Source organism: Psychrobacillus sp. L3, assembly GCF_042945595.1.
GTDB lineage: Bacteria > Bacillota > Bacilli > Bacillales_A > Planococcaceae > Psychrobacillus.
In genome coordinates, this window is record NZ_CP168493.1 from 2,091,415 (window position 1) to 2,109,383 (window position 17,969).

Consider the following 17,969-nt stretch of genomic DNA (forward strand, 5'->3'; position numbering starts at 1 on the left):
AAAAGCCCTTTATGATTGCCTTGTAATCGCAACTACGGATGGCCTTGGAGTATCTCCAAATGGCCACCTGCTAGTGGGATTATTAACATCCACACTCTCTTCACCCGGATGCTGGACAGACATAAAAAGTGTTTCACCATCAGGAGCCAGCCATGTCCCAGTTAACTCCGCCTGAACTGGCGCAGATGCAAATTGCATTGCTTTACCACGATAAGGCCCCTCTGTTGGAATCATATATAAGCCGTTGTTACGGAATGGTCTATACGCTCCTTTATTGATCTTATCAGAAGCGATATCAGTGCAAACCCATAAATTCCCTACTTGGTCAAACATCAAGTTATCTGGACAGGCAAAACCGCTTTGAGGACCTCCAGCTATGAAAATTTCATATGTAAACGAGGTACTCTCATGGTTATTGTTTTCTGGGAACATGCGATATATCTGCCCGTAATAGTTTCCGTGCGCTATATTATTTGTGAAAGCAATAAAAACGGAGCCATCCCTTGGATGAATTTCAATATCCTCCGGACGATCCAAAGGAGTTCCACCTACAAGCTTTGCTGCATCACGGGTGTTGACTAATACTTCCCCCTGCGTTTTATATTTCTCTCTTAGTTTCGGTGTCTTATTAAGGTCAAGCGCAATCCACTTATTTGCCCCCATATCCGCCACAAATAGAGTTCCTTTTTCAAGGAGACTACTATTCTGATTCCCTAGTTCAGGTCGATAGACGTCATCACTTACAAATTTGTAAATGCACTGATCATTGGTATCATCACCACTGTAAACAACAATCCGGCCGGATTCCCCAAGTGTCATCACTGCATTCTCATGCGCGAACCTACCGAGCATTGAATGTTTTTTTGGGGTCGATTTAGGATCATAAGGGTCGATTTCAACCACCCATCCGTAATGAGTAGGATTTAACGCTGGAACTCCTGGTGTTTCCGACCAATCCTGCACTATTTCCGCATAATTCTCTTCTCCAGAAAAAGCCGTATTCCAAAGCGTTTTTCCACCCGAACAGTTGGCAAATGTCCCGATGACTTGAGTAACCCCACCTACTGCTCCATCCCCTTTGGCAGGACCCGTTAAATCGATTGGCGTATTGGCAGTAATTCTTCGATTATATGGAGAACCTTTGACTATTGACCACTTTCCTTCTATTCCTTTTCGGATGTGAACGACGGATCCACCAAGGTTATATTTTTCCACAGCAATTTGCTGCGCCGTCCTTTTTGCGTCGTCAGGTTCTTCCTTGTATCCACTGACAAAAATACTAAGATTTCCAATGTACTCATGATTGACCCAAAGGAGTCCTTCATTTGGGTCACTTCCAAAGTAACAGGTGAAATCATTATTAAATCCGAATTTTTCACCATTCCCTAAATCCTGTCCCCAAGTTGCTACAATATCGTACTTGTAGCCTATAGGTAGAATAAGCTGATCCAGAGAGGAATGTCCGATTGGACTAAACAGTGAGAACCTGGTCCCATAAGGCTTTCTTAAACCCTGTACATGCGAAACGTAAGGATATTGTTTATACATATTCCTGACATACTGTTGATAATAGGGTTTGTAATAATATGTCAAAACAAAACTCCCTTTCTCAAAATACTTATAAGTAATCGATTATATATATGAACTACGACAAAAATTTATTTCTTAAAATCAAGTTCTGATGGGGAAATTGGAGGAATGCTGAATGAGTATCTATTAACTTCCGTGTTTTAGAAAACGCCACTCATTTATTTCTAGATTAACGAAGGATCTTAGAATGGCATTTAATCGGTAAATGATTATTATAGACTCTGAGGACCCTTTACAATTCTATAGCTTTTTTGAAATACGGCCGCACTCACATTATTATTAACCATGTGAGTGAGAGTTCCCTTTTTAACACACATGATCTTTCTGGTTTCCGAACAAGCGATATTCAAACTTATTCATCTTAAGAATAGACTTTTTTCTTCTGCAAACTCGGATGATTTGCGACCCCCACCTCGACAAGGTGGGGGTCGCAAGTTCGAGACTTGTCGAGACCATCATTACCATAAGTCTGTAAACGTTGATTTATCAATGTTTACAGGCTTTTCATTTTAGTGAAATTTCCTAACATATACTTCGTAATCTCGGGTTTGTCCGCAGGATTTTTACTGTATTAATTAGCGTGACTATGAATGGTCTGATGAAAAGTATCTGCAATATCACAATCTTTATTCGGTAATAAGTGCGCATAGAATTCTAAGGTTATTTTGGGATTTGCATGGCCCAACCGTTTAGAAATTTTAACGAAATCTACGCCTGCCGACATAAGTATGGATGCATGTGTGTGTCGAATATCATGGAACCGAATATTTGGTACCTTGGCGGTCTTTACAATACGTTTCATTACTCGAACAACATTGCGCGTATCTTGTAGGCTCCTGTATTTGTACAAATGACCAGGTCTTGGTCCTCAAATACAGATCCCACTAACTCCTTCCATTCTTCTATTCGTTTTTTTTGCAAAACTAATTCATTGAGAACGAATTCAGGAATAGGGATTTGTCGCTTAGAATTTTTCGTTTTCAATGATGTGAAAATATAACCCTTTTTAGGGACATGTGCTAACGATCTTTTCACATGAATTACTATTTGTTCGAAGTCTATATCACTCCAATGTAGCCCTAAAATCTCTCCTCTTCGCATACCCGTATAGATGGCAAGTAAAAAAATTAAATAATGCCGCTCTCCTTTGCAGTTGCGAAGAAAATCCTGTATATCTTTAAGTGACCAAATAGACATTTCCTCGTACTTCACTGTTGGCGGATCTGCATCTCCCACTGGATTGAACATTATTTTCTTCCATTTAACAGCTTGGCTTAATGCCTGATATAATAGTTGATGCATTTTACGAATGTAACTCGTACTATAGTTTTCTTGTAATTTTTGGTTATAGAATAAATCAATATCCGACGTAGTAACTTTAGCTTTTTCTTTGTTTGCAAACGCATTCTTTTGTAGGAGGTGTTTCTCTATAATGTACCTACTGTTCGTCGCGGATGTTTGTTTAATCCTATTACTGTAATGGTTGTCAAACCAATTTAAAATATAATCTGAGAAGATTTCTTTGCTCAACTCTATATAACGATTTTCGTCTAAGAGCAATTCAATTTTCCGTGCAGCTACCTCGGCTTCCTTTTTCCGGATAAATCCACCTTTACTTATTTGGTTACGTTTCTCGGTCAACGGATCTAGTCCAACATCAATTGTATATGAATAAGTTTTGCCTCATTTTCTGATGTGCGACAATTTTTGATTACCTCCATATTTATTTTGCACAAAGAAAAGTAAACAAGTGGTCTATTAACCATTTTGACCACTTGTTCAACCTTTTATAATAGGACTGATAAACGAATTATTTAGTGATTATTTAGTGATTATTTAACCAAAAGAAGAACTCATCTCTCAACACTCTTTTACACCTTCCAATACGAATTAGTGGAAAATCTTTTCTATCCATAAGCTCATAAGTGGTGGGTTTTGAAATTTTTAATATTTGACTGATTTCGCTAGCAGTTAAAATGATTGGGTAGTTATTAATTTCGGAATTCTTCATACTAAATTCAAATAACTCCAGTATATTGAATTTTAGAATTTATCTCTTTTTCCTCTTTTAAACTAACTTTCTCTTGAGTACCTCCGTGCTTCATATCTAAGGTTTTTTCCCATTCTTTAAGGATATCTATTGCTTTATCCCGTTTTCTTTTTAATTCTTCTTGATTTTTATCAAACATACTTGGACCTCCTTTATTTCTTCTCTTAAGAGGATTCCTATATATATTAATTTTTTTCAACTGGTCGATAATTCGACCAAAATAAATAAAATTCGCCAATGAAAAAGACCTTTTTAAGAATTTATCTTAAAAAGATCTCTTTATTTGTGATATTTATTTGCTAGAGCAACTTAGATAGACCACAAATTTATTTTATAATACTGCTATCACTTTTGTTACTTGAGAAGATTTAATTCTTTAATTCGGCATTTTTATCCTCTCTCCCTATTTTCCAATCATCACAAAACACCAAATTGTCTATAAGCATATTTTCATTTAGAAAAGCTAGAATAGGCACATATGAATCATCAAGAGAAATTAAAATACATAATTTACGGTTATTTCGCATAAAAGCATTTCTATAATAAATTTCACATTTTCCTTTTATACTACTTTTTATTTTATTTATCGCTTGATGCTTAATGATTGTGTCATTATTTATATGCATCTCAACAGTAAAAAAATTTTTTCTTATATCTACACGGGCATTAAGAAAAGGATCTCCATTATTAAAAAAAGTATTTTCAATTCTAATTCCATAAATTTTTCTGTTAATTAGAAAATCTCCAACCATATATTCAATTGTTTTTTCAACTATCATTTTTAGTGATATCTTATCAATTGTTTCTCTTTCATATTCAACAAATGAATTAATCAGATTGTATTCCGCTTCAGCATCAGAAAGATATTTATCAGGAAGATCAAAAATGAAAGACAAACTACGAGTCAACTTTTGAGAAAAATTCCTTTGTGAATTAACATTCGTATCTATATTAATTGTTAAATTATCTTTGATAAAATCAGTAACCGTTGACCTTGAACAACCAATAATCCCTTCTAACTGCCTATCATTTAAATCAAAGACTACTTTCATAACCATACAACTGATACCAATTGAAACATTACCTAAAAACAAATTTAACATATCCGGATAACCATTTATGAGCTGTTTAAACTCATACAATTTCGGCAATTTCCCCGTCTGGCTTAGTCCTCTTTCTTTTAGATATTCCTCAAAATTTATTTCACCATTATTTAATTTCCCGATAAGATCACAATAGTACTCTTCGTTTGTTTTCGTCATCTTATAATCACCTGATTGTAAGATTAGAACTTAGAGATACACAAATGTTATATGGTCGATAATTCGACCAAGAAATTAAGCCCTCTACTTTAAGACCATACTTTAAAAAGCAACATTTCACAGTCTAGCCTTTCACTTGAGAATGCTACTTCTATAAGAAAACATGATAAATTTATCATTGAACTCCTCCTCAGAAGTTGCGTGGAACTAAAAAAATTAAAATGCCGATTGAGACATATCGAGACATATAAGCCCCTTCATTTCCAATTATTAAATTTTTTTATAATATCAATCACGCGATTTATCTATGTCTTATGTTTTAATATAAACTAAACGCTGGTTAATATATGTTATGCAAGTTTGTGACGAAGTACCTCAGTACAAAGAATCTCTATATAAACCTAACCTATTATCTTACATAAATACAATAAAAGGTTTATGCAAATATCCTAAAGACTTTTCTACTTGGAATAAAGACTGTATAAATCTTTTTTAGCTTTATTTAAATTAGTTTGTTCTTTCGTTAGAGTAAATACGAGAATGGCATTGTTAAAAGCTTCCTCTGCACCATCTAAAAAACCGCATATTTTAGAAAGTAATCCTAGCATATGGTATACCTTTCCCAATGAATACATCGAGTGATGGGTATTCATATAATATAGAATTTCCTGAGTAACCTCTAATGCTTCATTGTAGCGGCTTAATTTATATAAAGCATAAGCATAATTGTATCTCACTCTTGGTAAAAGTGTGGAATCTTCATAAGTTTTTTGTTTCAGCACTTTTTCGTTAATTACACTGTATATTTTAATTGCTTCCTCTAAATTATTAGTAGATAGATATATAAGACCAACAGAATTTAATATACTTATATCTAGTTCGGAGCCACAGTTTTTTGTACTGACAAGTTTATTTAAAATACATAATGCATCATCAACTCTATTCTCCTCTTTATGGAGAAGTACCGCTCTATGCCATTGTATAAATTTCCTAAACTCTTCTTTTATAAAGGTGGAAGTTAGATCCTCCATAACCTTGTCACACTCTTCTAACGTTAATTTTAATGATAGAAAATCATCTGTATATGTGAATACTCTACAAAGTTTTTTTAATTGGTCAATCTCTTCGTTTAAAGGAAATAACTGTTTTAAAGGGATTTCTAGTTTCAAGCAAATATCATTTAATATCTCTAATCTCGGTAGTTGTTTACCTTGTTCTAACCTATATATTGTAGATTCATCACATAGATTTTCCGCCAAAGCTCTTATAGATAGTCCTTTAGACTTCCTAAAATACGACACTTTTTTTCCTAAACCCTCCATTTTAACACCCCAATTGTAACATTTTTGCATAACATCCTATATTTAATATTTTTATTATAGCTTATATTAATAAATAAGACATAGATTAGGAGGAAAAAATGAGGAAAAAACATAGAAAGATAGCGATTACGGTACTTTTAGCATTTGGAATATTTATTAATTTCTCAAGTAACATGGATGAAGTTAATAATCCCTCCTTACCAACAGGCACTTCATTATTTAGTGATCCAATAATTGGAGACCACTAAGAAAAAAATTATCATTGGAATTTTTGTTTAGATTTATGTAAATATAGTTAGTTTTTTATTTTTTAAAATTAAGAGTAATAAATTACAATTCGAAGGGAATGGAATTAAATGAAGAAGTTTATCTGTTTATTAGTTGCTGTATTAATCTTCAGTATGGTCTCACCAAGTATGATTGGAAGTGCTCAAGTTGTAAAAGTTGAAAGCCAACCACAAAGAACAAAAATGGTAGAAAGTTTTGAAAGCGAATACTTTTCTGATACACCAGATGACATTGGAGTTCATGAGGTAGCAGGATACAAGAAAACAAATGTAGTTACCGATTCCTTACAAGATGACAATGGCATAGAAACAAATTTATTGATGGCTGAGGATTATTATGATCTTGATGGTCATTTCGTAAAATCACTTGTTAGTATCCAATATGCAAAGAATGATATTAATACTGGTAATAGCGAAGTAACCATACGTAATAAAGAATTATCAAACCAAAGTACAATTTTAAATAAGACTTCTAAATCTACGTTTGTAGAATTGTCAGATGAATCTAAGATTTTAATAGAAAAACATTTGACTGAATTGACTAAAGATAAAGATAGTTTTAGCTTTGAAGTTCATAATTTTAAAGGTATGACAAAAGAAGACATAAAGACAATGAAAACATTAATAAATGAGGCAAATGAGGCAAGAAATTCAAAGCAGTACTCTGCTTACAAAAATGTTAACTATAATACGACTTGGTCAAACGACGAATTAAATGTTGGAACCCTAGCAACTATAGAAAGGGCTGGGGCTTATGATAACTACTATACTCATGACACTAATTCAGGGGCCTATACTGCACAAGTCTTATCTTATTCGTCGCCACATCGATACGGTACGAGAAGTGGAAATACTGTTACTACTTCAAAAGCTGCTACTCAAATGGTAGATTTTAAGAAGCATATTATGAAGTACGAAACAACTCTTGAAATTAATATGTTGTCCAATAAATACACTGAAGTTACTGATTGGTGTTTTGCTATTGCTAGTACAATTGTTTTTTTAGCTGGGTATGGAACGGGGCCAGTAGGATGGGTAGGTTCAATGATATTTGCCGTTAATGCTTTATCTTTGCTTCGAACTTGGACATCATTTAATTATGGAAGTACGGAAAGGGTAGAGCTGAGTAAAGTAGCCCAAGAACACTTAAAAAATGCGCAACAAGTATTTAATTACGGAGACTGGGGTACTGGATTTTCAGTTGTAGTAGGGTTTTAATTTTCATGAGAAAGTATTTATTAATAATAGTTCCAATAATATGTTATTTTATAGTCTTTATGGATTATATTCACAAAAAGAATAATCGGATTGGTCCAATCGGAGATAATCCGGAAGTATCGATTAAACCATATTTAATTGCTGCGATTGGACCAACAATAATATTTATTTGGGGATGGATAGTAGCTTTTAAGATGTTTAAAAAGAATTAATTTTAAGGACCAACTAGCGTTGTAGAAGTAAAAACTAAACAAACGCTCTGTGATAAAAACAAATTGGACACTTTTCGAAAATTATATTTGAATGGTGTCAAACATGGGAAACATTTAGTGATGCCGAATATCCACTATGGAGACATTATGAAAAAAACTTCCTATAGAAGCCAGTCGACGGTATTTTACCGGCGACTGGTTGTTTAAAAGATAAGAAAGTATATAAAGTTGACCTACCATAAACCCAGTGTTCATGGTATTTTGGATAGATGAAAACTAGCATTTTAAAACGTATCAAATAAACTTGAACTTGGTCGGACTTCATTTATTTAGGCACACTAAAATAGCGATTCTATATTGAATAGAATCGCATAGTTATAAAGTATAAAAGCGGAATATAATTTCACGATCTAACTGTTACATACTGTTTTCATCAAAAAAGTAATACAGACCACCTGTTCACTAATTTGTCCGCAATTTGTCCGCGTAATTAATTTTCTGTACCGATCTTATTTTACTAAAATGACTTTTACACTCCTGAAAACCTCATTAAACCATACTTATTTAACTTAATCGAATTCAATTTAACTAAGTTATTCAAGGGTTATAAATTCGACAAGGTGGGGGTCGCAAGTTCGAGACTTGTCGGGACCATTATTATTAACATTTTAATTGTAATAACATAACAAAAACGCTTGGAGAATATTTCTCCAAGCGTTTTTTTCTTTCCTCTTTTAACTAAAGCACCCGTTATGTAATCACTAGATTTGGCTATCTGAATTAAAATGCAACTAAACAATTTAAAGCTCTAAATTGTACCGTTTTGCCCTCATCTTAAATGCCTCTTTTCCACCCTCCATTACATTGCATATTGCTTCTTTTACTCCGTGCTCTTCAATCGGCCCTTCATATAAAACTTGTAAATCTTTGCTTTCGGAATTCATCGCTACTAGCCATTCAGAATCCCCATTGACTGGAATATTCGCGTTATGAGTGACAACAATAATCTGACGGTTGTTTTTAGTAACGGCTAATCGATTTACAATTAATTCATAGATAAGTTGATTATCCAAATCATCCTCTGGTTGATCCAATAAAAGAGGAGTTGTTCCATAAGATAAAAGAAAGGTTAGAATTGCTGATGTTTTTTGACCTGCTGAAGCATTAGAGATAGACTTAAATTCAGATGCATCGTTTGCCTTATATTGAACCTCAATTTTATCTTCTGGATAAAGAAGTTTAAAATTATCCATTTGTTCATCGTTCAGTTCTTTAATTAATGAATTGAATCTGGCATTAAACATTTCATTATTTTGACCGGTTTCTTTAACTGTCGTTATCAACTCACGTAAATCTTGAATCTTTCGCTCAACTGGACCATTAAATACAAAATTGCTGATTTTCTGAAAGTCTTCGGTAAATCTATCTGGTTTTTGAAAAACCTTCCTTAGCTCAGCTTCATAATTCTCAGAATCACGAAAAGGATTCACTTCTATTTTTATATTTGGAGTACCGCCAAGAACGTTTTGTAGAAACTCAGTTCGAAGAATTGTCACTTGTTTTCTTGATTCCAGGTATGAGTATGAAAATGCATTTAATTCTTCAGCTAGAGATTCTAATTCTTCTTCATCTTTTACAATATCTTCAAGTTCCTTTTCTTTTTTGATTAATTGATTTGAAAGAAACTCTATATTACTTAAGTCTTTTAACTCTTCTTGACTCAACTCCTCTTGCAAAATTTTATATTTCTGTTTAACTATTTCGAAGTGTTGATTCCAAGCAGAAGTTTTAATTTTTTGTTTCAAGGATTCCTTTGCAATTGATAAAGCTAGGCTTGCTTCCGTAAGTTTTGTCATGACTTCTTGGAATTCTGTAGAGTTACTAGCTAGAATCATTTTTAATTCATCAGCTGCATCAGGTGTAAATTCAAATTCATCAAAATCTGGGTAAGAGAATCCATCTATTAACTCTTGAAGTTTAATATCTTTCTGCTCCAAGTCATTGGATATATTTTGCAAAAGAAAATCCTCAGCTTCAGCTTCCTTCTGCTTAGTTAAAATGGTTTGATAGCCTTTTTCCGCGAATTCTAAAAGTCTTTCATTAATATCATTTCTCTCTACTTCAAGTCTTGGTTTTTTATCTATTCGATTTTTAATAGTTCTTATTTTAACACTTGTTTCAAAATACTTATCTTTAATCTCTCCTAATGAACTTAAATGTTCAACTAGTGGCTCAATAGATTGGTCAATTTTCTCTCTTAAAGCATTGGGACGTGTAGCAATGTGATAGATTTGTTTTTGAGAATAAATTTCAGCATGAAATAGTTCTAATATAGAATCATTTGACTCATCAAAAATCCCTTCATCATTTAATTTGTAAAAGTTTTTTTCGAATTGTCCATTTTGAAAGTTGGAGTAAACAATTTTATATGTACGGCCTAATCTTTCTAGAAAAAGTTCTATTAACGTCTCATTCGTTAAGATTCCCTTTTGCTCTTCCCCTGCTCTTATAACCTCAGATTGTTTAAAGAAATTTGTTTGTTCAATGTGTAATTCGCTAAAATCAACTAGGTCACTATTAGAATCCAATAAACCACGGATAATTCGGTTTATTGCAGATTTGCCGGTTCCACGTCCTCCAATAATAGTATTTAATTGGGGGCTAAGTTGAATTTGTATAGAATTTTCTGAGTTTAAAACAGTTTTATTAATCACTAATCCTTTGATAAGTAGTTCTGGTTTAGTATAAGGGTTAGAGGAAGAATCAAAATCGTTCCTAATTTTCTGATCGGGCATTAATAAAGCGTGTCTCAGGCTTTCCAATGATACATCCTCTTCCATTTTAATCCAAGTGTATCTACTACCAATTCCCCAGAGTCCGTGAGTACTTTGTGCTGGAGCACTCGGATTATCTGAAAAAGTAAGAATCGCCTTTTTTCTTTCCTTCGATAACTTCACTGCATTGCTCCACTCTTTTACAAAAGCTTCGTTAACACTAGGATACCGTTCAATAAGTGCTGCAAAACGCTCATGAGTTGAATAATTTTCTTGGTTATATAGTTCCTCATTAACAACTTGAACGCCATTAATATAAGGTAGATCTAAGAATGTTTGCATTGTTTGGTAACTGGTTACAGAGATACCATTATACTCATCGATATGAGCTGGGATAACAAGGGCTCCTCGTGAATTAGCTTTTTCTGCAACTCTAAAAATATTTTCCTCTGCGTTCGCGTTTTGTTCTGCAAATTTATCTTCTGTGATTCCACAATAATTTAGGAATCCATTAATATCTGTTGAACGCTTATCCTTATCAAACAAGATTAATAAATGAACTTTTGATGTATCACAAGTAATCTCCACCCCAGGAAATACTGTTAAATTCGTACCTTTTGCAGCTTCAATGATCTCATCAATATTATTTCCACTGTTATGGTCCGTAACAGCTACCACTTCCAGTCCTTTATGCAAGCAAGCTTGTATCCAATCTTCTGCACTTACTTGTTTATCAGGGAAACATTTGCTTTCTGGTGTATGCAGATGTAAGTCGCATTTATACCATCGATTTCCTCTAAAATCCATTGCTATATCCCCATTCTTAGGTAATTATTTTTTGTACTAATTTATCGTATTCCACTTCCTTATGTGATTTTCAAAGATTATTGCCTCATTTATAACAGAAGGTTTAAATTATTCGATATTTCTAAATCATTATACAACAACAGTTGATACTAAGAAACTCGTATAATAGTAAAAAGATACCAGGAGCAGCTCTAAAAATAGGAAAAACAGTTTCTATATAACTAAAATTATTTAATTGCATATTCTTTTTACCGTTTCAATAAAGACTTGGTATTGAAAGTACAAAAATATCCAATCAAAACTGAGTATTTTTTGATTAGATATGTCAATATTATTTCGAAACTTGGGTAATGGGTGAATTCTCCTTCTATTTCAATTGTGAGCATTATATCATTTTTGTAAAATGAAATCGCTTCGATCCTTTCTCCACTTTCAATTTCTCCCTTTCAATCTATTTTTAATTACTTTTCTTTCAATATAAGGGTCTAAACCAACCTCAATGAATAGTAGTAATAACGTTTATACGAAAGGACGATAATTAACATGGATAAACTCTTACCAAGACTAAAAGAACTTCTATTATATATACACGCAAGACACACAGCGACCATGGGTCCAGAAGAATGTGAAAAACATTCGATAGACAACATAGTAAAAGTTGTTGTGGATCCAATAATAAAATGTTTGAAAGTAAATTATAAACATGAATGGTATCATTACACAGCTCAAGGTACTTGGTATTAATATTATAAATAAAATAAACCCTTCCACTTTTTATGTGGTTGGGCTCTATTACTAGTGGACTATAACATCCGCTGGTTCAAATGAATTAATTGCGAGAAGAAGTTCGAGTGCAGACATATTCGGAAGATTAGCCGCAAATAATATTGCACTAGGGAAATCAAAAAAAGTAAACGCATGTAATTCTTTATCGACTTCAAACATTTCTTCAATGGTCATAAGCTGATAAACCCTAATTACTGGTGCATTATTATCTTCCTCATCAAAATTTTCGCCCAGTATTAATATTCCCAGCCCCTCTACTGACGGACTCTCAACTAAACTAATTAATACTATTTTCTCTAGTTGATTCGGCAATTTTAGTTCTTTCAATAATTTCACCCCTTTATAATTAATTCGTGGTAAATAAGGGAATTACTTCAATATCACTTTAATTTTTTTAAAAATTATTTTACAAAAAAAAAACGCGACCTTCTCATATGAACTGCGCCCTAAATTTTGGACAGTATAATAAAAGCAACCTCCTATTTAAGCAGCTATCAGATGGCTTCGGTATTCTACCGGAGTCATCTTTTTTAGATTCCATTGTCTTCTTGACTCGTTGTTGAAAATCATGAAGCTATCAACCTGTTGTTTTAATTCATCAAAGGTTAGTAATTGTTTATATTCCATCTCATCTTTCATGTGTCCAAAAAAAGGATTCCATTGGCGCATTATCAATACAGTTACCTCTTCGAGACATAGATTGCTTCATATTCATTTGTTTCACACGTTTTTGAAATTCTGGATGTGTATAATGGAATCCCTGATCTGAGTGGATCATTGCTTCTGGATGAACGTTTTCCTCTAGTTTTTCTCTCAACTTAACAAGCGTATTGTAAGCGATTGTCATTTTCAGCGTTTGAGATAATTCATAAGCGACTATTTCACGTGTAGCTACATCTTTCACACAGGAGAGGTACGCTGTTTTTCCTCGATATTTCAAATAGGTAATATCGGTTAAGAATACTTTTCCAGGTTCATCTTGTGTAAATTCGCGATTTAAAACATTTGGTAATGTCTTATGTTCTTGAGTTGCTTTTGCAATATTTCTATATGGGTTTGCCCGACGTACTTTCGCAAAGAAATTGTATTTTCGCATTAGACGACGGATTTTCTTTGGAATTAACTCTTACAGTTGTTGTAAGGTTAGAAGATAGAGGAATTGAAACCACAATTTATTATCGAGATAAAAAAAGTACCAAGTCTAAAATAATTGACTTGGTACTCATATTATCAAAAACCACATTTACTTATGATACGGTTCACCGTAATTGATCTTAAACTAAACTGCTGCTGTAGTTCAATAAGAAAAAAAGCTTTACCCCTTCTTGAAGTTAAGCACCAGTTAGCCATCCATGCAGCAAAAAACGGTGCATCACAGACTGTCGCACTCTATACGATTAGCACTCATGGGAGATTAATCCTACTCTGGTTATTGCACCAGCCTGCCTTTATTCTTACAAGAATGGAGTTGATTCTGGATTTACCTTTTAACACAAAACTCAATATAACCATTCTGAATCGCGCACTATAATTGAATAACTAACATGTCAAATTAGTAGATAATTTTTTTAATTAATTTTTCTACAATATCCATTTCCTTATAAACGGTAGTTAGCAAGTTTTCTAAAGATACAGATGTTAGTGTTTCTACCATAACTTCAAAATAATTTTTACTCAATGAATGCTCAAACTCCGTAAAAAGTTTATAATGAAACAGATTATTTCTAAAAGTACTGCTATTAAATATTCTCTTATGAGTCTCTATTACTGCGGTTATCGTTTCTTTTAATTCTTCTAGCTCTCCTAAATAGCCCGAGCTATAAGCAAAATTTATTGCTTGCACTGAGTAATAGTAAATCAATAATTGAATTCTGTATTTCAGGGGATGTTCGTCTATTATTAAATCTAAAATATTGAGGGCGAAATTTAATTGACATTGCATATTCAGTAAATATAATGAAATTCCTTTATCTATAACATTGTTAAAAATATTTCTTTGATTTTCTTCGCTATAGATATAATCTTTGGAAACTAAGTCTTCACAATCTAAATTAGTAATGTAATCCTCTTGCTTCAGAAGTGGTAGAGTGTGTCCTTCTAACCCGGAACAAAACGAGTTTATGTACGTAGCAACCTGCATACTAAACTTGAATATTTCTTCCTTAACTTCCTCAACAGTGGAGTTAAATGGTTTAATATATAAATTTATTTGACTGCTGTTAGCATACGGTTTGTTTTTATAATAGAAAACACCTAAATCGTCTTGTCCGTATGCTTTTATAAATGCTAATTGTTCTTCAGTATAAACTTTTATTAACTCATCATGAAATTTTTTTGTTTCCCTATCTAGCATCTTTATTGAAATTCTTAGATTTTTTTTATCAGTAAGTAATTTCGAACTTGCTCTTATTTTTTTGATAAGCGTCGTAAAACTCTTACCATTTATATCTTCAAATAGACTAGAAAGTACAACAGAATCTTCTGTTTGAAGAAGATTATCAATCCCATCACATATCATTGACAGATACGGTAATAATGAATTTGAAATATTGGATCGAACATCTTCTGGTAAGTTTATTAGCCGGTAAAGCATTTTTTTACATTCGTATACTTCACTAATTAACTGGCTTCTTGAGACTTGCACTAAATCCATAAATACCACCTCGGTTAATGTCTGCTTGTTTTATTCTCTTACGTTATCACTGGCTCAAACTATGCACACATGGCTCAATTCAGTCGTAATATGGAATGGACGAAATTCCTGTTTAAGTATGCTGCCATATACTATAATAGCAATAGGTAAGACTTTGATGTTATCTCCATCTTTTCCCCTGCTCCACACCCAACGTGCGACTTTCACCGCATTAGGCGTTCCATCTTATTCTTTTAGACTAAAGCAACTAAATTACAAACTTTACGAAATTGGTTTAGTTTCTTCAATTGTTTCCCATTTAATTGAAGAATGGTCCTATAACGTTCAATCGTCTTTTCACTTGTAGCATGGATTAACCTATGGACATCTTTATGTACGATTACAAGATTATTAAACTCATCTGTACCTCCCATATGTCGGGGTAACTTATGATGACAGTGTACCTTATTAGATGTTAAAAATTCACCTGTTACTGCACATTTACCTAATTGCATTGAGTACCTTGAAATTCTGTTATCTGCAATTTCTAATTTGTCCTTGCCGTAAGGTATTTGTAACATTTTTCTAATTTCTATGGCAACATTCGCTCTAATATTTTGATGAAGTTTAAGCCTTCCTTCTTTTGTATAATTACATATATTTTGACTGAAGTTCATGGCATTACTTGTTTGAATATCTCCTAATGGAAATAAATATGCACCAGCAATTTTATATGTTCTGAAATTATTCTTATGAAGTCTCTTGTACGTTTCTGATGGCTTTATAGGATTTCCATATTTGCCAATTGGTTTTAGAAGATTATACATGGTTTTCAATAGACGATAGGCTATTTTTCCAAAATCTTTATTGATATGAGTCGCAACCTTGAAGTAACTTTTTATACCGAGAATATAGCGTTATAATCCATGACAGTATGTGGTGTTGGCGTATTTTGGATTTTACAGATGAAATATCTAAGTTTTTCTAGTATATCATTCATTTTTTTTCCATAACGTGTGTATTGGCTACATATTTATTACGCTTGGTTACTGCTTTAAGAGAAAAACCTAAAAAATCAGATTTCCTCCTTCTAAGATTAGTAATCGCTGATTTCTCAGTTGATATATCAAGATTTAGCTGATTTTTTAAGTATTCCTTGGTAGCGTGAAATATTTTGATAGCTGATTGGTGAGAATTTGTGAAAATCTTAAGGCAAGTAGACCACTGGAACCTCCCCAGTAGCCCCTCTCAGAACCGGACGTGAACCTCTCAGCTCATCCGGCTCCCATTATTCAGCCGTAGGTTTTATTCCTAGTTCCCAATGTTTGAAGAGCTTAGGATTCTGAACAGCGATTCTACCCATAAAACGTTCCGCATTTTTCTTATGACGAGCAAGTCTTTTATATTTCTTTCTTGCCCACATGATTAAGGCTTTATTAATATGCCTTAAACTAGCATACATTTCGGATTTGTAGAACTTCCCATAGTAATTAATCCATCCTTGAATAGCTGAGTTAAACATCATCGATAAGTCAAAGAGTTCCTTATTTGCCTTCAATTGCAGTTTCCAACCTCTTACTTTTTGTCGGATTGATTTCTTGGATTTATTGCTGATAGCGGGAGTGAAATTCACAAAGTGTTTTCCCCACCTGTTTTTCGACAGTCTCGGTCTGAACGTATACCCTAGAAAATCAAACGATATATTTTCATGCTCTTCTTTTCTATCTGCATCCTTGCAATAAATAATTTTGGTTTTAGTTGGATGAAGTTCGAGCTTACATATATTCATTCTCTCGTTTAGAGATTCAAGCAACTTCTTCGCTTCTTCCTCTGTCTTACAGTGGAGGACTGCGTCATCTGCATATCTAGCAAATGGATTGTTAGGATGATTGATTGCCATCCATTTATCAAACGTATAATGAAGAAATAAATTTGCTAATACTGGACTTATGACCCCACCTTGCGGTGTGCCAGAGGTACGTTCTATTATTCCTTCTTTCGTTTGAAATGGTGCTCTTAACCATCTTTTTATGTATACCTTTATCCACTCGACTTTTGTATGCTTTTCTACCGCTCTCATTAATAAATCATGGTCTATATTATCGAATAAACCTTTAATATCGAATTCAAGTACCCAATTGTACTTCCAACATCTTTTCCGAGTGATCTCTAACGCTTGAATGGCACTTTTCTTCGGTCTATATCCATAGGAATCTTCATGAAAGAATGGCTCCACCGAAGGTTCAAAGTATAATTCCACTGTCATTTGTGCTATTCTATCCGACACAGTTGGAATTCCAAGTGTTCTTGTACCCCCAGCTTTCTTTGGTATTTCTACTGCTTTCACAGCTGGAGGGAAATAACTGCCAGATGACATTCGGTTCCATATTTTATACAGATTATCTTTGAGATTTTCTTCAAACTCTGCTATGGATTGCTCATCAATTCCTGCTGACCCTTTGTTTGCTTTAACTCTTAGAAAAGCTTCATATACTACGTTTTTGGATATAACATACGGCTTTGTTTTATGCATAAGTTCCTCCCAGTTTGTTGGTTGACTTGTTTATAAAACTGAATAATATAACCCCTTTGCTCCGTCTCCGTTAGGAGATTTCATTGCTACTACGAGTTATTCCGCCCCTATACATGGCATTGGTACTCTGATTCTTATGGGGCTTCCACTTGAAATCTCTCCCTTAGCATCCATGTCGTAGGTTCCCACGTTCCACACAAAAGCCTGTATTAAGTTCACGACGCCTTTATACCGGTCACCGAACGGACAGTAAACAGGTTTCCTCCGAACTTATCCTGAGTTAACGACTCCCCCTCAGTTTTGATGACATCTCTATGCTTTCGATACTTCATCAGCGGTTCAATGGTTTTCGTCTCCTTAATACATACCTGACAGAGTCATGCTCTGCCTTTTCCCCTAACGCTCAATACCATAGCTTTTGACTATAGCACCTTAGGGCGGTTTGCAATCTCTACCTGTATAGCGATTGCGAGAGGCCTTCTCTCATCTTAAGTGC

The 17,969-nt window shown here is 33.7% G+C and carries 16 protein-coding genes and 1 pseudogene; 4 read left to right on the forward strand and 13 right to left on the reverse strand.

Going from position 1 to position 17,969, the window contains the following annotated elements:
• Nucleotides 1-9: 9 nt before the first annotated feature.
• From ACEPXD_RS10225 to ACEPXD_RS10255, 7 genes are all read right to left on the reverse strand, one after another.
• Nucleotides 10-1,593 (reverse strand): PhoX family protein, encoded by a 1,584-nt coding sequence (locus tag ACEPXD_RS10225; protein WP_391115864.1) that lies wholly within the window; start codon nt 1,591-1,593, stop codon nt 10-12.
• 568 nt (nt 1,594-2,161) lie between these two features.
• Nucleotides 2,162-2,392: a tyrosine-type recombinase/integrase gene (locus ACEPXD_RS10230; protein ID WP_391115865.1), complete on the reverse strand. Its 231-nt coding sequence runs from the start codon at nt 2,390-2,392 to the stop codon at nt 2,162-2,164.
• Nucleotides 2,392-3,231 (reverse strand): tyrosine-type recombinase/integrase, encoded by an 840-nt coding sequence (locus ACEPXD_RS10235; protein WP_391115867.1) that lies wholly within the window; start codon nt 3,229-3,231, stop codon nt 2,392-2,394. Before ACEPXD_RS10235 ends, ACEPXD_RS10230 begins: the two co-directional genes overlap by 1 nt.
• A gap of 184 nt (nt 3,232-3,415) precedes the next feature.
• A complete protein-coding gene (locus ACEPXD_RS10240; RefSeq protein WP_391115868.1) occupies nt 3,416-3,601 on the reverse strand; it encodes a helix-turn-helix domain-containing protein in 186 nt (61 codons plus the stop codon).
• A gap of 7 nt (nt 3,602-3,608) precedes the next feature.
• A complete protein-coding gene (locus tag ACEPXD_RS10245) occupies nt 3,609-3,779 on the reverse strand; it encodes a hypothetical protein (RefSeq protein ID WP_391115869.1) in 171 nt (56 codons plus the stop codon).
• A 229-nt stretch (nt 3,780-4,008) separates the two neighbouring features.
• Nucleotides 4,009-4,902, reverse strand: a complete 894-nt coding sequence (locus ACEPXD_RS10250) for a hypothetical protein (protein WP_391115870.1) — start codon at nt 4,900-4,902, stop codon at nt 4,009-4,011.
• 461 nt (nt 4,903-5,363) lie between these two features.
• Nucleotides 5,364-6,224 carry a helix-turn-helix domain-containing protein gene (locus tag ACEPXD_RS10255; RefSeq protein WP_391115871.1) on the reverse strand — a complete coding sequence of 287 codons (861 nt, stop codon included), beginning with the start codon at nt 6,222-6,224 and terminating at the stop codon, nt 5,364-5,366.
• Nucleotides 6,225-6,322: 98 nt separating this feature from the next.
• Here ACEPXD_RS10255 and ACEPXD_RS10260 point away from each other — a divergent pair, with 98 nt between their 5' ends.
• The 3 genes from ACEPXD_RS10260 to ACEPXD_RS10270 all read left to right on the forward strand — a co-directional run bounded on the left by ACEPXD_RS10260 (nt 6,323) and on the right by ACEPXD_RS10270 (nt 7,941).
• Complete coding sequence (locus tag ACEPXD_RS10260) at nt 6,323-6,472, forward strand: hypothetical protein (protein WP_391115872.1); 150 nt, start codon at nt 6,323-6,325, stop codon at nt 6,470-6,472.
• A 108-nt stretch (nt 6,473-6,580) separates the two neighbouring features.
• Nucleotides 6,581-7,729, forward strand: a complete 1,149-nt coding sequence (locus ACEPXD_RS10265) for a hypothetical protein (RefSeq protein WP_391115873.1) — start codon at nt 6,581-6,583, stop codon at nt 7,727-7,729.
• A 59-nt stretch (nt 7,730-7,788) separates the two neighbouring features.
• The gene (locus ACEPXD_RS10270; RefSeq protein WP_391115874.1) at nt 7,789-7,941 is read left to right on the forward strand and encodes a hypothetical protein; all 153 of its coding nucleotides are present in this window, start codon (nt 7,789-7,791) and stop codon (nt 7,939-7,941) included.
• An 800-nt stretch (nt 7,942-8,741) separates the two neighbouring features.
• Here the strand turns inward: ACEPXD_RS10270 and ACEPXD_RS10275 are convergent.
• A complete protein-coding gene (locus ACEPXD_RS10275; protein ID WP_391115875.1) occupies nt 8,742-11,522 on the reverse strand; it encodes a TrlF family AAA-like ATPase in 2,781 nt (926 codons plus the stop codon).
• A 543-nt stretch (nt 11,523-12,065) separates the two neighbouring features.
• On the opposite strand from ACEPXD_RS10275, the gene ACEPXD_RS10280 reads away from it, so the two are divergent.
• Entirely contained in the window at nt 12,066-12,266 is a 201-nt protein-coding gene (locus ACEPXD_RS10280) for a hypothetical protein (protein WP_391115876.1), read from the forward strand.
• Nucleotides 12,267-12,317: 51 nt separating this feature from the next.
• Here the strand turns inward: ACEPXD_RS10280 and ACEPXD_RS10285 are convergent, their stop codons facing one another.
• The 5 genes and pseudogenes from ACEPXD_RS10285 to ltrA all read right to left on the reverse strand — a co-directional run bounded on the left by ACEPXD_RS10285 (nt 12,318) and on the right by ltrA (nt 17,473).
• On the reverse strand, nt 12,318-12,635 hold the full coding sequence (locus tag ACEPXD_RS10285) for a hypothetical protein (protein ID WP_391115877.1): 318 nt from the start codon (nt 12,633-12,635) through the stop codon (nt 12,318-12,320).
• A gap of 156 nt (nt 12,636-12,791) precedes the next feature.
• Nucleotides 12,792-13,422 (reverse strand): annotated as a pseudogene (locus ACEPXD_RS10290) (IS3 family transposase); the annotation flags it as partial.
• A gap of 438 nt (nt 13,423-13,860) precedes the next feature.
• On the reverse strand, nt 13,861-14,961 hold the full coding sequence (locus ACEPXD_RS10295; RefSeq protein ID WP_391115878.1) for a hypothetical protein: 1,101 nt from the start codon (nt 14,959-14,961) through the stop codon (nt 13,861-13,863).
• Between the two features lie 233 nt (nt 14,962-15,194).
• Nucleotides 15,195-15,767, reverse strand: coding sequence for an HNH endonuclease signature motif containing protein (locus ACEPXD_RS10300; RefSeq protein WP_391115879.1), 573 nt, complete (start codon nt 15,765-15,767; stop codon nt 15,195-15,197).
• 461 nt (nt 15,768-16,228) lie between these two features.
• Nucleotides 16,229-17,473, reverse strand: a complete 1,245-nt coding sequence (ltrA, locus tag ACEPXD_RS10305; protein ID WP_391115880.1) for a group II intron reverse transcriptase/maturase — start codon at nt 17,471-17,473, stop codon at nt 16,229-16,231.
• Nucleotides 17,474-17,969: the final 496 nt, after the last annotated feature.

Excerpts from the sequence above, each read along its gene's own strand:
- ACEPXD_RS10230 (WP_391115865.1), bottom strand. The coding sequence starts at position 2,392 with ATGAAACGTATTGTAAAGACCGCCAAGGTACCAAATATTCGGTTCCAT.
- ACEPXD_RS10240 (WP_391115868.1), bottom strand. The coding sequence starts at position 3,601 with ATGAAGAATTCCGAAATTAATAACTACCCAATCATTTTAACTGCTAGC.
- ACEPXD_RS10245 (WP_391115869.1), bottom strand. The coding sequence starts at position 3,779 with ATGTTTGATAAAAATCAAGAAGAATTAAAAAGAAAACGGGATAAAGCA.
- ACEPXD_RS10250 (WP_391115870.1), bottom strand. The coding sequence starts at position 4,902 with ATGACGAAAACAAACGAAGAGTACTATTGTGATCTTATCGGGAAATTA.
- ACEPXD_RS10255 (WP_391115871.1), bottom strand. The coding sequence starts at position 6,224 with ATGGAGGGTTTAGGAAAAAAAGTGTCGTATTTTAGGAAGTCTAAAGGA.
- ACEPXD_RS10260 (WP_391115872.1), top strand. The coding sequence starts at position 6,323 with ATGAGGAAAAAACATAGAAAGATAGCGATTACGGTACTTTTAGCATTT.
- ACEPXD_RS10265 (WP_391115873.1), top strand. The coding sequence starts at position 6,581 with ATGAAGAAGTTTATCTGTTTATTAGTTGCTGTATTAATCTTCAGTATG.
- ACEPXD_RS10270 (WP_391115874.1), top strand. The coding sequence starts at position 7,789 with ATGGATTATATTCACAAAAAGAATAATCGGATTGGTCCAATCGGAGAT.
- ACEPXD_RS10275 (WP_391115875.1), bottom strand. The coding sequence starts at position 11,522 with ATGGATTTTAGAGGAAATCGATGGTATAAATGCGACTTACATCTGCAT.
- ACEPXD_RS10280 (WP_391115876.1), top strand. The coding sequence starts at position 12,066 with ATGGATAAACTCTTACCAAGACTAAAAGAACTTCTATTATATATACAC.
- ACEPXD_RS10295 (WP_391115878.1), bottom strand. The coding sequence starts at position 14,961 with ATGGATTTAGTGCAAGTCTCAAGAAGCCAGTTAATTAGTGAAGTATAC.
- ACEPXD_RS10300 (WP_391115879.1), bottom strand. The coding sequence starts at position 15,767 with ATGTATAATCTTCTAAAACCAATTGGCAAATATGGAAATCCTATAAAG.
- ltrA (WP_391115880.1), bottom strand. The coding sequence starts at position 17,473 with ATGCATAAAACAAAGCCGTATGTTATATCCAAAAACGTAGTATATGAA.